The 21928-nt window shown below is 70.0% G+C and carries 14 protein-coding genes, 1 other RNA gene and 2 pseudogenes; 8 read left to right on the top strand and 9 right to left on the bottom strand.

Annotation, left to right across the window (positions count from 1 at the left end; genetic code table 11):
* Positions 1–281: 281 nt before the first annotated feature.
* The gene (locus tag ACWD3C_RS20750; protein ID WP_451145885.1) at positions 282–1313 is read right to left on the bottom strand and encodes a hydroxymethylglutaryl-CoA lyase; all 1032 of its coding nucleotides are present in this window, start codon (positions 1311–1313) and stop codon (positions 282–284) included.
* A gap of 252 nt (positions 1314–1565) precedes the next feature.
* Between ACWD3C_RS20750 and ACWD3C_RS20745 the strand changes: the two genes are divergently transcribed.
* On the top strand, positions 1566–2348 hold the full coding sequence (locus ACWD3C_RS20745) for an enoyl-CoA hydratase family protein (protein WP_451145883.1): 783 nt from the start codon (positions 1566–1568) through the stop codon (positions 2346–2348).
* Positions 2349–2468: 120 nt separating this feature from the next.
* On the opposite strand, the pseudogene ACWD3C_RS20740 reads toward ACWD3C_RS20745, so the two are convergent.
* A pseudogene (locus ACWD3C_RS20740) lies at positions 2469–2837 on the bottom strand (CoA-transferase); the annotation flags it as partial.
* Between the two features lie 532 nt (positions 2838–3369).
* On the opposite strand from ACWD3C_RS20740, the gene ACWD3C_RS20735 reads away from it, so the two are divergent.
* Entirely contained in the window at positions 3370–4119 is a 750-nt protein-coding gene (locus tag ACWD3C_RS20735) for an SDR family oxidoreductase (RefSeq protein ID WP_451145881.1), read from the top strand.
* Between the two features lie 508 nt (positions 4120–4627).
* Complete coding sequence (locus ACWD3C_RS20730) at positions 4628–5467, top strand: helix-turn-helix transcriptional regulator (RefSeq protein WP_451145879.1); 840 nt, start codon at positions 4628–4630, stop codon at positions 5465–5467.
* Positions 5468–5487: 20 nt separating this feature from the next.
* Here the strand turns inward: ACWD3C_RS20730 and ACWD3C_RS20725 are convergent.
* From ACWD3C_RS20725 to ACWD3C_RS20715, 3 genes and pseudogenes are all read right to left on the bottom strand, one after another.
* Positions 5488–5877: pseudogene (locus ACWD3C_RS20725) on the bottom strand (helix-turn-helix domain-containing protein); the annotation flags it as partial.
* A gap of 426 nt (positions 5878–6303) precedes the next feature.
* Positions 6304–6708, bottom strand: an RNA gene (gene rnpB, locus ACWD3C_RS20720) — RNase P RNA component class A.
* 64 nt (positions 6709–6772) lie between these two features.
* Positions 6773–7351, bottom strand: coding sequence for a Uma2 family endonuclease (locus ACWD3C_RS20715; RefSeq protein ID WP_451145877.1), 579 nt, complete (start codon positions 7349–7351; stop codon positions 6773–6775).
* Between the two features lie 177 nt (positions 7352–7528).
* Between ACWD3C_RS20715 and ACWD3C_RS20710 the strand changes: the two genes are divergently transcribed.
* Positions 7529–8329, top strand: coding sequence for a MerR family transcriptional regulator (locus tag ACWD3C_RS20710; protein WP_451145876.1), 801 nt, complete (start codon positions 7529–7531; stop codon positions 8327–8329).
* A gap of 80 nt (positions 8330–8409) precedes the next feature.
* Positions 8410–9024 carry a hypothetical protein gene (locus tag ACWD3C_RS20705; protein WP_451145874.1) on the top strand — a complete coding sequence of 205 codons (615 nt, stop codon included), beginning with the start codon at positions 8410–8412 and terminating at the stop codon, positions 9022–9024.
* Here the strand turns inward: ACWD3C_RS20705 and ACWD3C_RS20700 are convergent.
* From ACWD3C_RS20700 to ACWD3C_RS20685, 4 genes are all read right to left on the bottom strand, one after another.
* Positions 8975–10420 carry an RNB domain-containing ribonuclease gene (locus tag ACWD3C_RS20700; protein WP_451145872.1) on the bottom strand — a complete coding sequence of 482 codons (1446 nt, stop codon included), beginning with the start codon at positions 10418–10420 and terminating at the stop codon, positions 8975–8977. The genes ACWD3C_RS20705 and ACWD3C_RS20700 overlap by 50 nt on opposite strands.
* Positions 10421–10738: 318 nt before the next feature.
* Positions 10739–11779, bottom strand: coding sequence for a hypothetical protein (locus ACWD3C_RS20695; RefSeq protein WP_451145870.1), 1041 nt, complete (start codon positions 11777–11779; stop codon positions 10739–10741).
* A gap of 36 nt (positions 11780–11815) precedes the next feature.
* A complete protein-coding gene (locus ACWD3C_RS20690; RefSeq protein WP_451145868.1) occupies positions 11816–13786 on the bottom strand; it encodes a DNA/RNA non-specific endonuclease in 1971 nt (656 codons plus the stop codon).
* 116 nt (positions 13787–13902) lie between these two features.
* A complete protein-coding gene (locus tag ACWD3C_RS20685) occupies positions 13903–17280 on the bottom strand; it encodes a hypothetical protein (RefSeq protein WP_451145866.1) in 3378 nt (1125 codons plus the stop codon).
* A gap of 453 nt (positions 17281–17733) precedes the next feature.
* Between ACWD3C_RS20685 and ACWD3C_RS20680 the strand changes: the two genes are divergently transcribed.
* The 3 genes from ACWD3C_RS20680 (at position 17734) to yaaA (ending at position 21870) form a co-directional block, all read left to right on the top strand.
* Entirely contained in the window at positions 17734–18288 is a 555-nt protein-coding gene (locus tag ACWD3C_RS20680; RefSeq protein ID WP_451145864.1) for a hypothetical protein, read from the top strand.
* A gap of 203 nt (positions 18289–18491) precedes the next feature.
* Positions 18492–20693, top strand: a complete 2202-nt coding sequence (locus ACWD3C_RS20675) for a trypsin-like serine protease (RefSeq protein ID WP_451145862.1) — start codon at positions 18492–18494, stop codon at positions 20691–20693.
* 394 nt (positions 20694–21087) lie between these two features.
* Positions 21088–21870: a peroxide stress protein YaaA gene (gene yaaA, locus ACWD3C_RS20670; RefSeq protein WP_451145860.1), complete on the top strand. Its 783-nt coding sequence runs from the start codon at positions 21088–21090 to the stop codon at positions 21868–21870.
* The last annotated feature ends 58 nt before the right edge of the window (positions 21871–21928 follow it).

The raw sequence follows: 21928 nt of genomic DNA, 5'->3' as shown, positions 1-21928 counted from the left end.
GCCCACCGCCCTGCGCATACCGCATACCTCCGGCATACCGCAACAATCATGAAACGTCAGATCCCCACCCGCCATAGCGAGTTCAACCTCAGTACTCCTCGGTGACAGTCAGGAAACCCGTCTTCACAATGTCACCGATCCGAATATCCTCATAGCTGGTGGATATCAAGACGGATCCTTTCCGATTTCTCTGAGCCGACCGCTGGGGTGCCGGCAGGCCGCGGTACCCGCCGGACGGCGAACGCCGTCCTCATCGATCTACGTGTCGCGGCTGCCGGTCCTCACGTGTCGCCGCCCGGCTGAGGGCGTACATCGAGGCCGTGGCGGCTGGTCCGCTGCTCTGCCAGCGCCCGTACCGTACGGGAGGCGCTGGGGCGGCCCAACTGCTCTGCCATCCAGGTGCTGGTGTCGACGAGCGCTCCGAGGTCGACGCCGGTGTGGATGCCGAGTCCGTTGAGCATCCACACCAGATCCTCGGTGGCGAGGTTTCCGGTGGCGCTCTTGGCGTACGGGCATCCGCCGAGCCCGCCGGCCGAGGCGTCCACCACGGTGATGCCGGCCTGGAGGGCGGCCAGGGTGTTGGACAGCGCCTGCCCGTAGGTGTCGTGGAAGTGCACGGCCAGCCGGTCCGGGCCGACACCGGCGGCATCGAGGGCGGCAATCGGCTCGTGCACCTGGCCCGGGGTGGCCACACCGATGGTGTCCCCCAAGCTCAGCTCGTCGCAGCCCAGTTCAGCCAGTCGGCAGGCCACCTCGACCACCTGGCCGACCGGCACCCTCCCCTCCCAGGGATCGCCGTAACACATGGACAGGTAGCCGCGCACACGCAGGCCATGCTCCGCGGCCCGCCGCATCACGGGAGCGAACATCTCCAGCGACTCGGCGACCGTCCGGTTCAGGTTGCGGCGGGCGAACTCCTCGGTCGCGCTGGCGAAGACGGCCACATACCGGACTTCGAGGCCAAGCGCCCGGTCCAGCCCGCGCTCGTTGGGAACGAGCACCGGCAAATCGAGCGGGTGCAGCGCGGGCTCGGCGGCCAGGGCGGCGACGAGATCGGCCGCGTCGGCGAGCTGCGGCACCCAGGCCGGCGGCACGAAGCTCGTCACCTCGATCGTCGTCAGGCCGACGGCGGCCAAGCGCCGGATGAACCCGGCCTTGACTTCCACCGGCACGATCGCGGACTCGTTCTGCAGGCCGTCGCGGGGCCCCACCTCGTGGATGCGGACGGACGAGGGCAGCCCGGGATGCGGGGTCACGCTCGGCAGCAGGTGTGCGGCTTCGGCACGTCCGCTTGTTCGTATGGGTGGCCTCATGCCGCAGTCTCCTCATTTGCGGATGCGTGCGCTCCTGCCGCGAAATGCCTCAAGCACCTCGGCACCAACCCTTGGGCGCTGTGGGCGGCGTGGGACGTAGGCCCGGCAGCGGGAGAACCACGTAAGTTAGTTAACGTTAACTCACATCGATAGGTTAATGTACGTCAACCGCGACGTCCAGGGACTGCGGGCTCAGGCAGGTGTCACCGGTTCCGTTCGGCGCACTCCCTCCCCCGTCATGAAGGAGCAGCAATGGCAGAGCGCACCGACGACGTGGCGAGAGTCCGCATCGAAGACGGCATCGCCACCCTCACCCTCGACTCGCCGGGCAATCGCAACGCTCTGTCCGCCGCCCTGGTGGAACAGGTGCACGCCGGCCTGGCCCGGGCCGCGGCCGACGAAACCGTCCGCGCGATCGTCCTCTCCCACACCGGGCCGACGTTCTGCGCGGGCGCGGACCTCAAGGAAGCCGCGCAGGGCGGCATGCAGCAGGGCGCCGAGACGTTGCTGGGGTTGCTGCGGCGGATCGTGGAGACCCCGGTCCCTGTCATAGCGCACCTGACGGGCAATGCCCGGGCCGGTGGACTGGGCATCGTCGCCGCCGCCGACATCGCGGTGGCGCCCGCCGACACGACCTTCTCCTTCTCCGAGGTCCGCCTCGGTCTGGCACCCGCCATCATCTCCCTCACCGTCCTGCCCCGCATCGACGTACGGGCAGCCGGACGTTACTTCCTGACGGGTGAGACGTTCGACGGCGCGACGGCGAAGAGCATGGGCCTGCTGACCGAGGCTCCGCGTGACGCGGCGGCTGCGGAGAACGGCGTCCGGGAGATCGTCAGCGCTCTGCGGCTGTGTTCCCGGCAGGGTCTGGTCGAGTCCAAGAAGCTGACCACAGCGCGGATGGGCGATGTGCTCGAGCAGCAGGGTGATGCCATGGTCAGGCTCTCCGCCGACCTCTTCGCGTCGGAGGAGGCCGCGGAAGGCATGCGCGCCTTCCGCGAACGCCGGCCGCCGCGCTGGGCGCTGTCTCGCTGACACCACGCGGCTGCCCCTTGGTGCCCCGCGCGGCTGCGGGCACCAAGGAACGGCGGCGCCGCTCATGAGCGATGCCTCCCCGACAGCGGAATCCACCACGCCGTCCCGTGCCCGGCAGGGGGTGCTGCTTCGGATCTCCGCCACCGTGATCCCAGGCGCGGTCTCGGTGAGTAGCAGCCCGCGCTCGGTGATGTCGATGACACCCAGGTCGGTGATGAACCGCTGGACGCACCGCTTGCCGGTCAGCGGCAGGCTGCACTCCTCGACGATCTTCGGCGTGCCGTCCTTGGCCACGTGCTCCATGAGCACGACCACTTTCCGGGCGCCGTGGACGAGGTCCATCGCCCCGCCCATCCCCTTGATCATCTTCCCGGGGATGGTCCAGTTCGCCAGGTCGCCCACGGCCGAGACCTGCATCGCGCCGAGGATCGCCGCGTCGATGTGCCCACCACGGATCATCCCGAAAGACAGGGAGGAGTCGAAGAAGGTGGGGACAAGACTCATTCCCAGAACGGCAAGCTCGTTGCTTGTTTCTGAAATGGCGGCCTGAAGGTGTAGGTCAGGTAGCCCGTTCTGGGCAGTTTCGTCCGGAGTGAGGGCGGTCGGATCTTCCGCCTTCGATGATCGCCGCGAGCCCACATCCCCCGAAGGCGCCGCTGGTCAGACATGGTGCGAAGCCCTCCGCGATATCACTCGAGCAGGCAACGCGACGTACCGACGACCGACCAGGAACGGCCTGGCGGATGTGCGCCTGTGCGGGTTGTCTGAGGGGCTTGGGCCCGGGGCTGTTGGACCGTCCTGTTCTCTGTGTCAGAAGGGGGAAGCCAGTGCGGGCGCGTCCAGGGCTGTCCTCGGATGCCGCGACGCCGAAGCGACACCGGATCCGCTGAGTGGGACCACTCCACCAGGCAGGGACCGCCGATCCATGGATAAACCGTCCTCTCCCGCCCCTGCGCGGGCGCCTCTACGGTCGAGGCTGCGGGCGCTCACCGGCCCGCCGTACCGAAGGAGCAAGACCCCCATGAAGATCACCGGCAACACGATCCTGATCACCGGCGGAACCTCGGGCATCGGCCTCGGTCTGGCCCTGCGTCTGCACGAGGCCGGCAACAAGGTGATCGTCGCCGGCCGGCGCAAGGAACTCCTCGACGAGATCACGGCCGAGCACCCGGGCATCGACGCGCTCGTCCTCGATGTCGCGGACCCCGACTCGATCGCCCGGGCCCGTGAGACCGTGGCAGCGAGCCACCCGGGGCTGAACGTCCTGGTCAACAACGCCGGCATCATGCTGCGGGAGAACCTCCTCGACCCGGCCGAACTCCCGATCGCCGAGGATCACGTCGCGACCAATCTGCTCGGCACGATCCGGATGACGTACGCCTTCCTGCCGCTGCTGGTGGGCAAGGACGACGCGGTCGTCATGAACGTCACCTCGGCGCTGGCGTTCGTCCCGTATCAGAGCACCCCGACCTACAGCGCGACCAAGGCCGCGCTGCACTCCTTCTCCGAGAGCCTGCGCATCCAGCTCGCCGGTGCTGACGCCGGCGTCCAGGTGATCGAGGTGGTCCCGCCGGGCGTGCGCACGACCCTGCTGGGCCAGCAGGACAGCGACCAATCCATGCCGTTGGACGACTTCCTCACCGAGACCCTCGACCTGCTGCGCGAGAAGCCCGACGCGAAGGAGCTGGTCGTCGAGCGCGCCAGTTTCATCCGCGACGCGCAGGCCAACGGCTCCTACGACGACGTTCTCGCCATGATCAGCGGCAGCTGACCGACCTGTAGTGACCTACGCGGAACAACAGCACGCGGGCAGGTCGTGTCGGGCCACATCAGGGACGAACGCGAACGGGACCCGCCTCAGGGAGGTCCTCACCGAAGACGCGGAACGGTAAGGAAGCGTCTTCGGCTTCGCCCCGGTCATCGCACTGGAGGCGACCGGCTCCGTTCTGAGTGCCGACGGGCACGCGAGCGCCCGTCACACGACGGACATCGTCGTGTCGGCCAGGCCGGGCGACGAGGTCCGGGGCCGGTCAAAACGTCGGGCGTCCTCGACGCGGGACCGTCGCCGCAGGCCGTCTTCCCTACCGACGGCCTGCGGCGCACCGCTGGCGGGCAGCGGTTTCCCAGCGGGTCGTGCAGCTCAAGGGACCATTGATCGTCTCGCTGCGAGCGTCCTCGGCGCGGCCGTAGGGGCGCCTGCGCAGAGGCGGGAGAGGACTGCTCAGCCATGGATCGGCGGTCTCTGGATAGCCGGGCGGGATAGAGCGAGGATGGGTGGCATGGACAAGAAGGAACTGGCGGAATTCCTGCGGTACCGGCGTGAGACGCTGCGCCCCCGCGACGTCGGGCTGGTCGAGGGGCCGCGCAGGCGTACGCAGGGGCTGCGCCGCGAGGAGGTCGCGCAGCTCGCCGGCATGTCCACCGACTACTACGCCCGGCTGGAACAGCAGCGTGCTCCGCAGCCCTCCGTCCAGATCACCACGGCTCTCGCCCGGGCACTGCGGCTGACCCTGGACGAACGCGACCATCTCTTCGTCCTCATCGGCCACAACGCCCCGGCCCGCTTCCACCGCTCCGAACATGTCAGCCCGACGCTGATGCGGGTCCTGGACCGCCTGGACGACTCCCCGGCCCTGGTGCAGACCGACCTGCTCGACACCCTCGCGATCAACCCGTTGGCCGTCGCACTGCTCGGCGACCAGACCCGCCACACCGGTCTGGCCCGCAGCGGCTACTACCGCTGGTTCATGGACCCGGCCGAACGTCTGGTGTATCCCGAGGAGGTCCACGAACACCACGGCCGTGCCCATGCAGCACGCCTGCGGGCCGCGCTGACAGCCGGCAGCGACACCCCCCGAGCCGCCCGGATCCTCGCCGAACTCCAGGAACACAGCCCCGAGTTCGTCCGCATGTGGGACCTTCAGGAGGTCGCCCAACGCTACGACGACTGCAAGACCATCCTCCATCCCGAACTCGGCCGCATCGACGTCGACGCCCAGGTCCTGTTCACCGAGAACCGCGCCCAAACTCTGGTGGTGCTGACCACTCGCCCCGGCACGGAGAGCCACAGCAAACTCGAACTGCTCTCCGTCATAGGGCACCAGCAGCTCACCCCCTGACGTCCTGGATCCGGGGGGCTCATACGGTGCAGCAGCCGGGTCACCCCGGAGATGCTGTAGGAGAGGTGGAATTTGCGTCCAATCAGCGTGCGTACCCTCGCGGCGGTTCACCCTTGGTCCTCACTCCACCCGTGCGCGGCCGGCCCCTTCCCCAGCCATACAGCGAGCTTGGCCTGCAGATGGGGGCCGAGTCGGCAGTCGTAGCCGCAGGGGCCCTTGGAATGCAGCGCCCCACACGCCTGCCTTCCAGGCGCGGGACCACTGATAGACCGATTTCTCGCTCACCCGTAACTCCCGGGCATGCGCGGGACTTTCACGCCCTCCTCGAAGAGGTCAACGGCCCGCATCCGTACCTCTTCCCGGCGCCTGCGCTGCTGGGCGGTCAGCCCACCCCCGTCCGGATACCGCATGCATCCGGCGTACCAGCCCGGACAGACCATGTGATCTAGAAACTAACTGGCCGCTGACAGGGGTTCAGTCCGGCGCGTCCCGCGACACCCGAGAAGGCGCCATAGGCAGCTTCCTCGACAGCCGCACGCAACGTCACCTATCACGGCCCAGGCACGGCTCGCTGGAGGACGGGACGTCGGTGCTCAGGTTCGGCCAGAGCAGGTCGGCAAGTGGACACCTCGTACATATACTTCCGACGCATCAGAATCCGAGATGTCTGCTGCAGAGCGACCCTGGACCGCGTTTGACACCCGGAATGCCCGAATGTGCCTCATGGATGGCAGACAGAAACGACGATACCCGCGGCCTGAATTCACCCCGGATTCGACCCCGAGGGTTTATTTAGTCGATAAACATGGCCTCTGACCTGCGGAAATACAGAGCGGCAGACGAGTCGGGCTGTACGCCGGGTTCTGTTCCGAGGGGTTCTCGCGAACCCCCCGGCGACGGCCATCCATCTAGGACCGGCGTTGCCGCCGGTCTCGTGCGGTCTACCCGCGGACTCGGGCGGGCAGCCCTCGGTCGTCCGCGCAGAGACACCGGGGTGTCTCCTCTTGACCTTGCTCCGGGTGGGGTTTACCTAGCTGCCCAGGTCACCCTGGGCACTGGTGGTCTCTTACACCACCGTTTCACCCTTACCGAGAGCCGGAGCTCTCGGCGGTTTGCTTTCTGTGGCACTGTCCCGCGGGTCACCCCGGGTGGCCGTTAGCCATCACCCTGCCCTGTGGAGCCCGGACGTTCCTCGGGGAGCACCCCGTCAGGGGGCTCCACGCGGCCGTCCGCCCGGCTCGTCTGCCGTGTCGACCATGGTACCGGGCGTGGGCCTCGGGTCGCGCCGGGCGGTGGGCGGCGGGCTCAGAGGAAGTCCGAGGTGTCCAGGTCGAAGGCGAAGGGTTCGGGGAGAGTGAGCGGTTTGCCGAAGGGGCGGGTGCAGTGCTCGCGGTAGTCGTCGTTCTCCGGGTCGCTGAAGAGCGTGACCGACGAGGCTTCGCGGTCGACGAGGAGGTAGAGCGGGATGCCACCACGGGCGTAGCAGCGGCGCTTGGCCTCGCGGTCGGCCTTCGGCTTGGTGGAAGTCACCTCAGCCACCATGGCGACGCCATCGCAGGGCATCCAGGAGTCGGCGCCCCGGTAGAGCCGCAGCTTCGTCGGAGCGAATGTGCCATCCGGGATCGCATGGTCCTTCGGGCAGGCGCCTCCGCTCTTCAGTTTCAGGCCCTTGTTCCCGGAAAACTGCATGTCCGTCCGGGATTGCTTGATCACCTGGCTCACGATCAGGCCGATGTAGTCCTCGTGATCCCCGTCCGGCGGCGGTGTCACGACGATCTCCCCCTCAATCAGTTCCGCCCGGAAACCCTCCGGGGTGTCCAGGGCGAGAAAGCCCTCCAGCAGGACCTCTTCCTGCGTGAGCGGCTCGTGGGCCATGGCAGTCATGTCACGCCCCTCCTTCTTCGGTCGCTCGCCAGACTGGGGCATCGGCTGATCACCTGTCCGTGGGATCGGGAACCGTTCCCTCGATCGTGGCACACGATCACGGATGCCGTCAGAGCTCTCCCGGCGTGGCGATGCGTCGCTTGACCATGCCGCAGCGTCAACGTTTCTACTGGTCCCATGCGGATCGGAGAGCTGGCCGCGGCCGTCGGTGTCACTACGCGGGCGGTGCGGCATTACCACCATCTGGGGCTGTTGCCTGAGCCGGAGCGGCGGCCCAACGGGTATCGGGACTACACGCTGCGGCACGCTGTCGTGCTCGCGCGCATCCGGCGGCTGACGGAGCTGGGGCTGGGGCTCGCGGAGGTGCGGGACGTGCTCGCGGACGACGAGGGGCGCGAACTCGTCGAGGTGCTCGCGGAGTTGGACGAGGATCTGGCCCGGCAGGAGGCGGCCGTTCAGGAGCGGCGGGCCCGGTTGCGGGAGCTCATGACCGAGGGGCTGACAGCCGAGGAGGTCGTGTCACCTGAGCTTGCCGCGATCTTCGGCAAGTTCGCCGACGTGTCGGATGGATCACATGTGGATCATGCATCTCACGTGTCTCATACGTCTCATGTGTCGCAGTCCGCCATGGCCGCCAAAGACCGCGAGCTGTTCGCACTGTTCGAGACCACCGCCGGGCCGGAGGACCGGAAGCGGATGCTGGCCACGCTGGAGAGCTACCTGGCCGCGCCGGGGGCGGTGGAGCGGGCGCAGGAGGCGTACGCGCTGCTCGACGCGCTCGTGGACGCGGAGCCCGACGATCCGCGGGTCGAGCGGGCCGTCGAGGTTCTCGTCGAGCTCATCCCGCAGGACCTCGTTCCGGACGCCGACTTCGACCACGACGGCAGCTTCCTGCGCGCCTTCTACGCCGACTTCGCCCCCGCTCAGGCGGAGGCGATCCGGCGGGCGCTGCGCAGGGGCATGGAGGGCAGCCGATGAAGACCGAATTGAGGACCCCGTTGAGGACCCCTTTGAGAACCCCATTGAGGACCCCCTTGAGGACCCCCTTGAGGACCCCCTTGAGGACCGCGCACCTTCTCGTGCGGCATGAACTCAGCCTGGTGATCAGCGTGTTGTGGTGGCTGGGCCGGCGTACGCACGGTGTCGGGGAGGGGCGGGCGTTCGGGTACGCGCGGGGGCAGGGGGCCATGATGTTCGGGCTCGGGTTCGTGTGTGTGGTCGAGACCGTGACGATGTCCGTGCTGCTGGAGCCCTGGCCGTTGGCCCACCAGGTATTCCTCGTCCTCGACCTCTACACGGTCCTGATCATCGTCGGACTGCACGCGGCCTCGGTGACCCGGCCCCATGTCCTCACCGGCCCCGACCTGCGCCTGCGCCGCTTCGCCACCGTCGATCTGCGGGTCCCGGCGACCTCCGTCGCCTCGGTCCGGCGTGAGTTGCGCACCACCCACGAGAAGCGCGAGGGCGAACTCGACCTGGTGGTCGGTGCGCAGACCAACGTCACCCTCGAACTGGCCGAGCCCGTTGAGCACTTGACGTTCTTCGGACGCCGTAAGCCCGTACGGGTCGTTCGTTTTCACGCGGATGACGCCGACGGTCTCGTACGGGCTTTCGCAGCGCACGTCACGCGGGCGCGAACATCGCCTTCGCCACTCCCGGATCCGCCTGCGTGAGCCGTACCCGCAGCCGCTCCCCCAGCGGCAGCGGAGCCGTGCCGCCCTCGACTCGGGCGAAGACGGCCGGGGTCTCCAACTGGACGGTTCCGACGGTGGGTCGGCGTTCCTTTACGTCGACCACGCAGGCGTCGAAGACATCCCCGACCCGGTCCCTGAGCAGGGCGGCCTCGACGATGTCCACGCACTCTCGCTCGACGGTGCCCGCGCGCCGCGTGCCCTCCCTCATCTCCTTGGGGAGCATGTCGAGGGCGGCCAGGACCCAGTCGGGGACGGCGCGGTCGGCGGTCGCCGCGAGGCAGATCTCCGTGGCGTAGCGGTCGGCCAGGCGGCGGAGGGGGGCCGTGCAGTGGGCGTAGGGGGCGGCTACGGCGGCGTGGGTGGTGATGGCGGGGAGGGCGGCGTCCCGGAAGACGGTGTAGCCCGCGCCGCGGAGGAGGGTGGTGCATTCGAGGAGGAAGGCCGCGTGGCGGGGGCGGTGCGGGTCCAGGGAACGGACGAGCTGCGCGTACGAGACGTGGTGCGGCCAGTCGATGCGCAGGGCCTTGGCCGTACGGCGGAGCCGGCCGACCGCGCCGTCCGGTGCGGCGGGGAGGGTGCGGAGCACTCCCGTGCCGGACGCCAGCATCACGTCAGCCGCCGCCATGCCGGTGAGCAGGGAGATCTGGGCGTTCCAGCCGTCGGCGGGGAGGGGGGCGCGGTAGGCCGGCTCGTATGTCCCGTTCCGTTCGATGATCTCCTGCTCGGGGACGTTGAGGGAGATGCCGCCGCGTTCGATCTCCAGGTGCTCGCGGAGCCGGCCGATGTCCTTGAGGAGGGCCACGGGTTCCTCGGCCGTCCGGGTGTCGATCTGCCGCTGTACGTCCGCGTAGTTCAGCTTGGCCCGGCTGCGGACGAGGGCGCGGCGGACGTCGACGGATTCCGTACGGCCGTCCGCGTCGAGGTCGAGGGTCCACAGGACGGCCGGGCAGGTCTGGCCGGGGAGCAGGCTGGCGGCGGCCTCGGACAGGGACGGCGGGTGGAGGGGGACCTTGCCGTCGGGGAAGTAGAGCGTGGTCACCCGGCGGTGGGTCTCGGCGTCGAGCGGGGTGCCGGGTACGACGAAGGCGGCGACGTCGGCGATGGCGTAACGGACGCGGAAACCCCTGCCCATGGTGCGCCGCGCGAGGTGCATCGCCTGGTCGAGGTCTGTGGACGTGGGCGGGTCGACGGTGAAGAGGGGGAGGTCCGTGGCGTCGTACGACGGGAGGACGGGGGCCTTCGCGGCCCGGTCGGCCTCGGCGAGGGCGGCGGGCGGGAACGCCTCGGGGACGCCGAGTTCGTTGCGCAGCGCGTGCAGGGCCGCCCGCAGGGGAGCCCCCGGGGCGCCGGTGACGCGGATGTGGCGGCGGGGCATGGGTCGAGCGTAGGGCCTGTCCGGCGGATCAGGCCGCAGGAAACCGGCGTGACTTATCAGCGCCGGTGAGCGGGGCTTGGTGCGTCCAGCTGCACGGCGGAGGAGGGCGTCGACGCGGAGCGTCGGCAACCGACGGCAACGCCGCTGGGGGCACCTCCCACGCCCTTAAGGCAGTGGGGGAGGGCGTGCCAAGCCCCGCGTCTGCGGCATGATCCGCCGGACAGGCCCACCTAACGGAGTCCACTAGAAGGCCCCCGACCATCTTGCCCTTGAGCTTGTCCGGCCGGCGGACCGGGGGCTGCTACGCGGCTGCTCGCATCACTGGAGCAGTTCGATGTGGGGGTGGGACGGGGACACCGGGCAGGCGTGGAGCTGGAGGTTGTTGCCGCCGGTGATGTCGATCAAGGTGAAGTTGCCGTCCTGGGCGCCCAGCGGAGGCGGGGCCGGGTTCGTCCGTTCCTCCTCGGCGATCCACGTCCCGCTGCCGCCGTCCCATTCCGAGGAGGCGATGGTGAGGAGCGGGACCTCCTCAGTGCCGCACTCGGGGCAGGAGCGGTCGACGGGGTCGGTCGGGTCCCAGCGGGTCCAGCCGCCGGTCTTCCAGCCGGGGGCCGTGGAGAGGTTGTTCAGGTAGAGCTCGCCCGGATCGTACGCGTACGTCTTGTACTGCGCGGGGTCGATGGTCTCCCAACGGCTCATGTCGTCCAGCTGCTCCCGCAGCTCCTCACTCAGCTCCCTGGGATGGGGGAAGTCAGTCACCTGCTCCGGTGAGAACAGGCACGGCTCCGGAAGGTAGTGCGCGGACTGAATGATCGGCGGCTCGGGCGGTGCGTCGAGGACGTCGGTGACGGTGGCGGAGGAGCGCCAGAAGAGTGCGGTCTTGGGGTGTGCCATCGCGTGGTCGAAGGGGCACCACAGGACCTGCAGCAGGTCCGCGTCAGCCGGGCACGGGAAGGGGACGTCGCGGGCGTACAGCTGGGCGACGGGGAGAAGGGGGATCGGTCCGTCGAACCACGGGCGGCCCGCCTTGATCCGCTCCCAGTTCTCCCGTTCCTCGGGGGTGGACTCGGGTGCCTCGGGGTCGAGGCGCAGCCGTTCGGCGGCTGCGGCGAGGTCGCGGCGCAGGAGCCGGACGTCGTCCGGGGAGTGGGTCACCCGAGCCGCCCGCCTGTCGTGCGGCTCGTCGCAGTGGGGCCACGGCTCGTCGGCGGGCCACAGCAGCGGCCCGCCGACGGAGCTGTCATGCACGGTGGGTGCCCCCGGCCGCGGGTGCAACCGGGTCGCCGTCCGCGCCAGCGGGGCCAGTTGGGGGAAGAGCGCGGTCACATCGAACGGCCGCGGTGGGGTGGTGAGAATCACGCTGGCTCCGTTGGCGCGAAGGGTGGGATCTGTGGATCAGTTACCGAGATTGAGCGTCCCGGTGTTCTGCAGGGTGTTGGTGACGTAGACGTCAGGGAACAGTTCCTCGGTTGTCCCGTTCGCCCGTTGGATGGTCGCGCTCATTGTGACGCCCACCGGGATGGTGCTGTTCGCGTCCTTGTAGACGGGTGTCACCTGGTAGAAGACCGCGTCGTTCGCTCCGAAATCGGCGATGGGGCCCTTGATGAGATCCTGCGTCTCGGACTCGAACGTCCGCATGCTGGGCGTGCCCGTGTTCATCCCGACCTGCCAGCAGGGGACGAGGTTGAACCGAGTGAGCTCACTCGTGCCCTGCCCGCCGAGGACGCGCCCGATGAGGTGACACCGGGCCAGCCCGTTCGTGACGTTGTTCGCCGCCTTGAACGCCTCCGCGTCCTTCCAGCCGGTGACGGGATCGCTGGTTCCAGTCCCCCCGCCTATGTTCCGCCCCAGGCATGCCTGCGCCTGGGTCGGCCGCTTTCCTGGCCCACCCGACGGGTCTGTCTGGTTGACGAGTGGAACCGCCTCAGTGGTGTTCTTGAACCAGCCGTCGCGGTTGGGAAGCGCACCCGCCGGCGGAGGATCGTTCAAGCAGCTGGCCTGCGGTCCGGTGTCCGGCGTCGAGATCGGCAGCTCGAACTGATCGGCGTCGATCACCCGCTGGTCCTTGAAACCGTCGGCGAGCTGTGTGTCGGCGAACTGCTTCTCGGTGGGCGTGACATGGGCCTGCACACAGGGTGAGGCGGGATCGTGTTCATGGGCGTCGTTCAGGATGTACGTGTCCCATTCCCCGTTACCGAGGTTGGGGATCACCTGGACGCACTGGGCGCCGGGAGCACCGCCCTCCTTCGCCTCACCGAAGGGGAAGTCGCCGCAGCTGTCGGCGTCGACGAGGTCTGTCTGCGCCACGAAGCCGCCGCACGTGGCGGCGGTGCGGGCGTCCACGCCGCTCGTCGACCGGGTCAGCGGCTTGCCCTTGCCCCAGCCGTCGTTGAGGTTCGTCTGAGCCCACTGGTAGGCGGCCACGGCACCGCCCGGGTCCGAGCTCGTCGCGCTCATCGGCACGACAGGCATGACCGACGGAACGGCACACCCCGCGGCCGAGGTACCACCGACCGCGTCGTCACACCGGAGCTGGCGCGGGTTGTTCCACGATGCGCTCGGGTCGGTGGGCGTGGCGCCCGGGGACGTCACGTACATCTTGTAGCCGGTGGTGAACTCCGATGCGGCGCCCGCGGCGGGGGACGAGGAGTAGGAGACGTTGCCGGTGAGGGACTGGCCGAGGGTCAGGTCGCCGCCGTACCAGGGGGCGGTCTTGGTGGCCGTGCAGCCGGTGGTGCAGGAGGCCCGGAACTTCGCGTTGAGGGAGGTGACTTGACCGCTGGCGCCGGTCATCGTGACGGTGACCTGTTCGTTCCAGGTCGTAGCGGCGGCGGGCAGTGAGGCGCTGGTGGAGACCTCGAGGGTGCCGCGGCCGATTTCCACGCCGTTGCTGTCGCGGAGGATGTAGAGGACGTTGATGCCACTCACGCAGTACGAGAAGCGTTCGTACGAGTAGGTGCCGGGGCTGGTGATGTCGCAGCTGGCGGCGGCCGCGGCGGTCGCTCCGTCGGCTGCGGCGGTGAGGCCGGAGCGGGTCTGGACCTTGGCGGGGGCGGGGCTGGTGCTCACGCAGGCCTCGGTGGCGCCGGCCCGGCGTTCCTTCGAACCCGCCTTGGTGGGCGTGCAGTTCTCTCCGGCGTCGGAGCGGAGACGGCTGGTCTCGGTGCGGGGCTCGGCGGACTTCGCGGCGGCGGCCTTCGCGGCGGCGGGCTCGGCCTTGGCCGCCGGGTGCTGCGGCTTGTCCGCGACCTGCTGTGCCTGGCTCGTGCCGGTGGTGGTGAGCAGCAGGGTCAGCGCGGTGAGCGCGGTCAGGACGGTGGACCGGGCTCGTATTCGGACTGCGCCTCTGGGGCGTATTTCGTGCATGTGTGTGGGGTCTCGATTCGAGGTCGTGGGGAGGAGGGGGCACCGGAGATCCGGTGCCCCCTTGAGCGGGTGTGCTCAGGAGCGGGTGCGCTCGCGCGCTGGTGCCCTCTTCCGCGTCAGGCCGCGAGGCTGAAGAGGCTCTTGGCCATGCCGGAGACCAGGTCCTCACCGACGTCCGCGATCTTGTCGACGGCGGGCTGCACGATCCTGCCGCCGAGGGCCTTGTCGGCCGCACCCAGCCACTTCGACTGGCCGAAGGTGACCAGGCTCAGGCCGGTGCTAACGGCGGAGCCGATGAACTCGCTGCTGGTGAAGCCGTGTTCGATGCCGGTGAAGAGGGAACCGAGGGCGCCCGCGCCCATGGAGATGCCGGCGAAGACCGGCGCCGCGGCGCCGACCGGCGGGAAGACGAACGCGGCGAGGGCGCAGCCGGCTGCAAGGAAGCCCGCGCCGACGCTGATCGCGTTGGCGGCGTCCGCGTAGAACTGAGCGTCGTTCCACCACTCGTCGGAGTCGGTGGAGCCGTTGGTGCCATTGGGGTTGACCTGGCTGTTCTGGCTGTTGTCGGCCGGATCCGTCCCGGCCTCGCGCTCCGCCTCGGCCCTCTCTGCGGCCTCCCTGGCGGCGGCGCGCTCCTCGGCCGCACGCTTGTCGGCCTCGATCTGCAGGGCCTCGGAGTACGCGGCTGCCGCGGTCTTCGCGTCCGCGTCGGCGGCGAGCGCGGAGGCGCGGGCCGCGGCGGCCGAGGCCTGGGCGTTGGCGGAGGACTTGATGGCGGAACGCGCCGAGTCCATCGCCTTGTTGGCGGAGTAGTTGGCCGTGCGGGCGGCGCTGCGCGCGGTGGCGGCGGCGTTCTTCGCGGTGGCCGCGGAGGCCTGGGCTTCGGCAGCCGACCTGTCGGCGGCGGCGGCGTTGTCGCGGGCCTCCTGGGCGTAGTTCTCGGCCTTGGCGGCGGAGGCGACCGCCTTGTCCGCCCACTCCTGGGCCTCGGCGGCTGCGTTACGGGCGTCCGCGGCGGCCTTCGAGGCGAGGGCGGCGTCCTCCTGCGCCTTCTCGGCGATCTTCGCGGCGGCGGCGATGGCCCCGCGGATCGCGGCGACATGGGTAGCGGTGTCGTGGTCGAGCTGCGCCGTCCGGTACTGGACCACGGTGATGAAGTTGCGCAGCACCCACGCCGGGCCTTCGAGGGCCACCTCCGCGTGCGCCTTGGTGTAGGCGCCGGCGGTGACGATGAGCTGGTTGGCGCGCACCTGGTCGTCCTCGTGGACGGCGATCGGGTAGTCGGTTTCGAAGAACTTGTTGAGCGAGACCGTGGTGTTCTCGTCGAGCGCCTTGTTGGCGGCGGCGGTGACGGCCCTCCCCGCACCGTCCGCGAGGATCTTGTTGATCGCGACCCGCAGGTCCTCGTCGGATGCGCGCTTCATGCCGCCGGTGAGGAAGTCGCCCACGGCCTTGGAGTCGGAGCTCTCCAAGGCGAGCTGGGCGGCCTTGGCGACGTTGGGTCCGGCGATCGTCGCCACATGGAGGGTGGTCTCGCGGTCGTCCTGGGTTTCGGCGAGGACCCGGTCGAGGTCGATCCAGGCGAAGACGTCGTCGTCGGAGCCGGCGAGGGCGTGCTGGGCGGCCTGCCGGGTCCAGGCGCCACGGGCGGCGATCAGGCCGACCGCGCCCTTGCGGCCCAGGGTGGCGGCCTGCGCCATGTCCCCTGAGTACAGGGCCTGTTCGGCCGCGGCGATCGTGTCCTTGGTCTCCTGGGCGATGCGCTCGGCCTGGAGCCTCTTGTCGCGGACGTCGGACAGCTCCGTCGCCTCGATGGCGGTGAGCTGCTGGACCTCCTCGATGGCCTGCTGCTTCTCCTGTTCGATGGTCTGGGCCTCGGCGGCGCGCGCGTTCTGCTCCACCTCGATGGCATCCGCGACGGCCTGGGTGGCGACGTTGGCCGCCTTCACGGCCTCCGCGGCGTGGGCGGTCGACTTGTTGGCGTAGTCGATGGCCTGGCCCGCGTACTTCACGGCCTCGTCGGCGGCGTCCGCCGCCTTGTCGGCGTGCGCGGCCGCGGAGTTGGCGGCGTCCCGGGCGGTGCGCGCCGCGGCAGCGGCGGCGGAGGCCAGGGCCTGGGCGGTGGACGCCGCGTTGGTGGCGCGGTTGGCGGCGCTGGTGGCGATGGAAGCCTGGCGCTTGGCCTCGGCGGCCTCGGCCTGGGCGGCACCGGACGCTTCGGCGGCCTGGGCGGCGGCCCGGGCGGCGGCGGCCGAGTTGCGGGCGGCGGATGCGGCGGCCGCGCCGGCCGCCGAGGACTGCTCGCCCGCCACGGCGGCCTTGTCGGCGGCTGCGGCGGCGGAGCGGGCCTTGTCGGCGGCGTTGCGGGCGGCGATCGCGGCGTCCTTGGCGGCCTCCGTCTTGGAGGCGTCCTTGGAGGCGGCTATCGCGGCGTTGTAGGCGCGGGACGCGGCGCTGCCCGCCCGGGCGGCGGCCTGTGCGGCGCCGGCGGCTGCCCAGGAGGCGCGGCGGGAAGCCGTCACCGCCGCATTGGAGGCGTTGATCGCGTTGCGTGCGGCGTCCGCCGCACCCTTCGCCGCGCTCGCCGCCTTGCGGGCCGCGGACGCCGACTTCTGTACGTCGCTCTGCGCGGCGGCGGCCTCGGCGGCGGCCTTCTCTGCGGCTTCCTTGGCCTTCGCGGCGGCGGTCTCGGCGCGGGCACCGGCCTCCACGGCCAGGTTGGTCTGGCGCGTGGCGCGCCTGCCCTCGCGTTCGACGACGGCCACCAGTTCCTCGATGGTCGCCGACTCCTGGTCACGGGCGCGCGCGATGTGCTGGCCGGTCTCGATGAACCACTCGACATCGGCCGCGGTGCCGCTGAGCGCGCGGTCCGCGTACTTCTGCACCTCAGGGCCGCCGGTCATCAGCATGGAGCTGACCTGGACGCGGGTGTCCTCCAGGCGGGCGTCGTACTGCTGGTCGGTGAGGAAGGTGGCGAGGGCCGGCTCGGTGCCGGCGTCGAGGGCGGTGCCGGCGTCCCGGATCACGGCCCGCTCGCCGGTGGCCGCGACGGTGGTGGTGGCGACCTGGAGGTCCTCGACGATGGCCGGCTTGAAGCCGTCCTTCAAGAAGGCGGCGATCGCCGCGTCGCCGTTGTCGAGTGCGGCGGAGGCCTCGCGGCGCAGGCCCTTGCCCGCGCGGTCCAGGCAGCTGACGATCGCGACCCGGTTGTCCTGCACAGTCTGCTTCGGCAGCGTCTCGGTGAGGAACGTCTGAATGTCGGCGTCCGACCCGTGGAGCGCGACGGCCGCGGCGGCCTTGACGCCCCTGCCGCCGGTCAGCCACGCCCGCACGACCTTGGCGCGTTCGGTGTCCGGAAGCGGCACCGGTTCGGGCGTGGTGCTCTCGACGGCGGCCGCCCTGGCCGGTATCAGGACCGGCGGGACGGCGGCCGCTGCGGTCGCAGCGGCGAGCGCACCGAACACGCGACGTCTGCTCCAGAAAGCAGTCTGCATACGGGACTTGCCCTTCTACGAGTACTGAGTTGGACGCGTCGAATTTCGCGCCGTGACGGACGGGGGATCGACGGATCTATGCCCACCACAAGTCGTGGACAGTATCAACGCCACATAACTTCTGTGCCAGTTGTGGTTGTTGACGGGTCGACACATCTTCTTTACCGAATCCTGACGCCGCCTCTTGCAACCTTTCCCTGCCGTGACACAGGTCACGGAACGGTTGCTTCCAATGTCCAGGTATGAGCTGTTCACGGTATTGGACGAGGGCGCGTCGCCATGTTGGGATGCAAGGGCCGATGACGATCACCGGGGTGCGAACAGTGCGTCGCGGAGCGCGCCAATGGCGCGTAAGGGGGCTTCCATTCCGCGTGTGCGGCTTCCCCTGTTCGCGGCTGGTTTCGCGGCCGGTGGTTTCCAAGTCCGGCCGTTGGCGACGAAATTAGGGATGCAATGAAGGAAATCAGCACCGCTGTCGGAAAGCCGCGGAGAATACGGCTCGCGGTACGGATACTCGGTGCCACCGCCGTCGGCGCGCTGGCCTCGATCGCGGTGGTCGGCGCCGGGCAGGACGCAGGCGCGGGCAGCGCAGAGACCGCCGACACCGCCGCGCTGGTCGCGGAGGGCGCCCCCGGCTATGCCGTGGAGGACTTCAACTACCCCCAGGCCGACAAGATCCTGGCGGAGCAGAACATCGTCCTGAAGCGAGGCGACGGCCACATCACGCTCGCCGACTGCGTGACCGGAACGGGGCAGTTGGAGCTCCTGGCCCGCGACAGGGCCGACAAGATCTGCTTCAACACCGTCGGCAACGAGGGCTGGCTGACCCTGGAGATCCCCGCCGTCTTCTCGATCAAGGGCAACGACTACTCCACCACGGTCGACATGACCGTCGGCACTGAGGAGAAGTCCTACGACATCAACAAGAACGCCTGGACGCCGGTGGGTGAGTCCGCGGACCCCGAGGGCCGCGACCACATGCTCGTGGAGATCCGGATCACCAAGTAACCGACATGCTCCGATCCAGAGGGGTATGACACAAACCGCACACCCACCTCGAAATGACCGCCGAGGGTGACCAGGTCGAGTACGACATCCCCCGGGCACCTGGGAGGGAATCGGCGAGTCCGTCGACGGCCGTGACCACGTCCTGGTCGAGATCCGCACCACCAAGTAACCCGCGCCGCCTTGTGATTGAGGTAGACACTCCTATGCACTCCACCAGTGGCCCACGCCTCGCCGCGCTCGGCGCCACCCTGGCCGCCGGGTCGCTCGCGCTGTCCGCGTCGCCCGCTGCCGCCGTCACCGGAACCCCGGTGACCGACTCGGACACCACCTACTCGTACACCGCACAGATCATCATCGGTGCGCACGACCGCGGCTGCTCCGCAGTCCTCGTGGACGCCGAATGGCTGCTCACGGCGGCCAGTTGCTTCGCCGACGACCCGGCCGCCTCGCTCGCGGTCCCCGCCGGCGTCCCGGCGAAGAAGACCACCGCCGTCATCGGCCGTTCCGACCTGACCAACACTCAGGGCGCCGAGCGCACGGTCGTCGAACTCGTCCCGCGCACCGACCGCGACGTGGTCCTGGCCCGCCTCAACCGGCCGGTCACCAACGTCGCCCCCGTCGCGATCGGCGCCGCCGCGCCGGCCGCGGGTGACACGCTGACCTTCGCCGGCTATGGCCGCTCCAAGACCGAGTGGGCGCCGCTCAAGCTGCACACCGGCAGCTACACCGTCGACTCCGCGGCCGCCACCAGCGCGAACGTCACCGGCAAGGACGGCGCGGCCGCGTGCATGGGCGACGCCGGCGGACCGGTCCTGAAGGACGGCAAGCTCGTGGGTGTGAGCAGCCAGTCCTCGCAGGGCGGCTGCTACGGCATCGACGAAACCCAGACCTCCACCGCCGGTGTCATCGCCCGCGTCGACGACCTGGCCTCCTGGGGCAAGTCCAAGATCGGTGCCACCCGAATCACCGACTTCAACGGTGACGGTGTCGAGGACATCGCCATCGGCGACCCGAAAGCCACTGTCGGCGGCCACACCACGGCCGGTCTCGTCCGCGTCGTCCTCGGCGGCGGCAAAGGCACCGCCGAGATCAACCAGGACCTCGGCTGGGTGCCCGGCGGCGCCGAGGGCGGGGACCACTTCGGCGCGAACCTCGCCACCGTCGACTACAACGAGGACGGCTACACCGACCTCGTCGTCGGCTCGCCCGAGGAGAACGTCGGCAGCGCGGTCGACGCCGGCTTCGTCGACATCCTGTTCGGCGGCAAGAACGGCCTCGGCAGCGGCCCGGCCGCCCGTCACTTCGAGCAGGGCGCCGGCAACGGGTCCATCGGCGCCTCGGGGGCCGAGGCGGGCGACCGCATGGGCGCCTCGCTGGCCGCCGGCACCACCGCCGCGGGCAAGCCGTGGGTCCTCATCGGTGCGCCCGGTGAGGCCCTCGGCTCGCTCGCCAAGGCGGGCGTGGCCTTCTACGTGCACGGCGACACCAACGTCGGTATCCACCAGGACACGTCGAACGTCCCCGGCGCGGCCGAGGCCGACGACGCCTTCGGCACGTCCGTCACGGGCGACTCCAACTTCATCGCCATCGGCGCCCCCGGTGACGGGATCAGCGGCGACGCCAACGCCGGCAATCTGGCCGTACTCAGCCACAAGCTGGACGCCGACGGTCATCCCACCGTGGTGACGGGCATGGACCAGGACAACGAGAAGATCTCCGGCTCCGCCGAGGCCGGTGACAAGTTCGGCGCGGCGCTCGCCCTTGTCGCCTACCGTCCGTCCGGCGCGGCCACGGCCACCGACTCGATCCTCGCGATCGGCGCCCCGGGCGAGGCCCTGTCCATCGACGGCGGCGCGCAGCGGGCCGGTGCGGGCAACGTCATGCTCGTGCACCTCAACTCCGACGGCACCTGGGACTACCTGCGGGCGCTCAACCAGGGCTCCAGCACCGACGACCGCTCCGGCACGATCGAGGCCGGTGACGCCATGGGCACGTCCCTGAGCGCGGTCAACACCGTTCCCCGGGAGGTCGGTTCCGCCGCCACCCTGAAGATCGCGGTCGGCGCCCCCGGCGAGGACCTCGCGGGCGTCGCCGACGCCGGTGCCATCCACACCTTCTCCCTGATGGGTGCGGCCGGCGCCAACGACCTGTGGATCGAGGCCGGCGACGGCGACGGCATCCCCGGTTCCCCGGGCGAGGGCGACAAGCTGGGCCAGAGCATCCACCTCACCGCGCGGAACCTCTACGCCGGGATGCCCTACGGGCCCACCTCCACCGGTGCCCTGCACGTCCTTCCGTTCTCGAACATCGTGCCGGGCGGCGCGGACAACCCCGTGACCACGTACCAGCCGGGCCAGGGCGGACTGCCGGCCTCCGGCGTGGAATTCGGGTACGCGGCGCGGTGATCTGAGCCCTTGAGGCGGGCACCGCCCCGCTGGCATCGCGAAGCCCCGGGGACCCATGAGGTCCCCGGGGCTTCGCGCGTTCCTCGTGCGCCTTTCCCGCACGGTGTTCTTGTACGCCTCCGGTTCACATATACGCGAAGTAGCGGTCGAGCCAGACCAGTTCAGGTTCCGACTCATCGTCCTCGACATGCCCCCAGCGCGGCCAGGACCTCCGAAGGGATCGGCTCCATCCAGATCGACGGACCTTCGTACAACTCTTGGAGCACCGCCTCCGGCACCAGGACTAGCTAGGGCGGGGGCGATGGGACGGCATCCGGGGCAGCGGCACGTAATCTGGCGCGGGCCCCTCCCGTACCGCTGGGGGCCAGGCCACGCCATACGCACAAGGAGAACCATGCTCGTCCTGCTGCCGCCCTCCGAAGGCAAGGCCCCCTCCGGCCGCGGCGCCCCGTTGAAGCCGGAGTCGCTGTCCCTGCCGGGGCTCACGGCGGCCCGCGAGGCCGTCCTCGACGAGCTTGTCGAGCTGTGCGCGGGCGACGAGGAGAAGGCCCGCGAGGTGCTCGGGCTGAGCGAGGGGCTGCGCGGGGAGATCGCCAAGAACGCGGAGCTGCGTACGGCGGGGGCGCGCCCGGCCGGGGAGGTCTACACGGGTGTGCTGTACGACGCCCTGGACCTGGCCTCCCTCGACGCGGCGGCGAAGCGGCGGGCGGCGCGTTCGCTGCTCGTCTTCTCGGGGCTGTGGGGTGCCGTGCGCGTGACGGACCGGATTCCGTCGTACCGCTGTTCGATGGGGGTGAAGCTGCCCGGGCTCGGCGCGCTGGGCGCGTACTGGCGTACGCCGATGGCCGCGGTCCTGCCCGAGGCGGCCGGCGACGGGCTGGTGCTGGATCTGCGTTCGTCGGCGTACGCGGCCGCCTGGCGGCCGAAGGGCGAGGTCGCGGGGCGGACGGCGACCGTGCGGGTGCTGCACGCGCCGACCCGGAAGGTGGTCAGCCACTTCAACAAGGCGACGAAGGGACGGATCGTACGGAGTCTGCTGGCGGCGGGCGCGGCTCCCTCGGGTCCGGCCGAGCTGCCGGCGACGCTGCGGGACCTCGGGTACGAGGTGGAGGCGGAGCCGCCGGGCAGGGCGGGGAGAGCGTGGGCGTTGGACGTGCTGGTGGACGAGGTTCACTGAGCCCTTGCTCATCCATTGCGGCATGCGCAATGACCTTTGCGCATGTTGCGGGACGCCC

The sequence above is a fragment of the Streptomyces sp. NPDC002845 genome (assembly GCF_053591955.1).
Note: the sequence above shows the minus strand (reverse complement) of the source record. Positions and strands in the feature narration are given on the sequence as shown.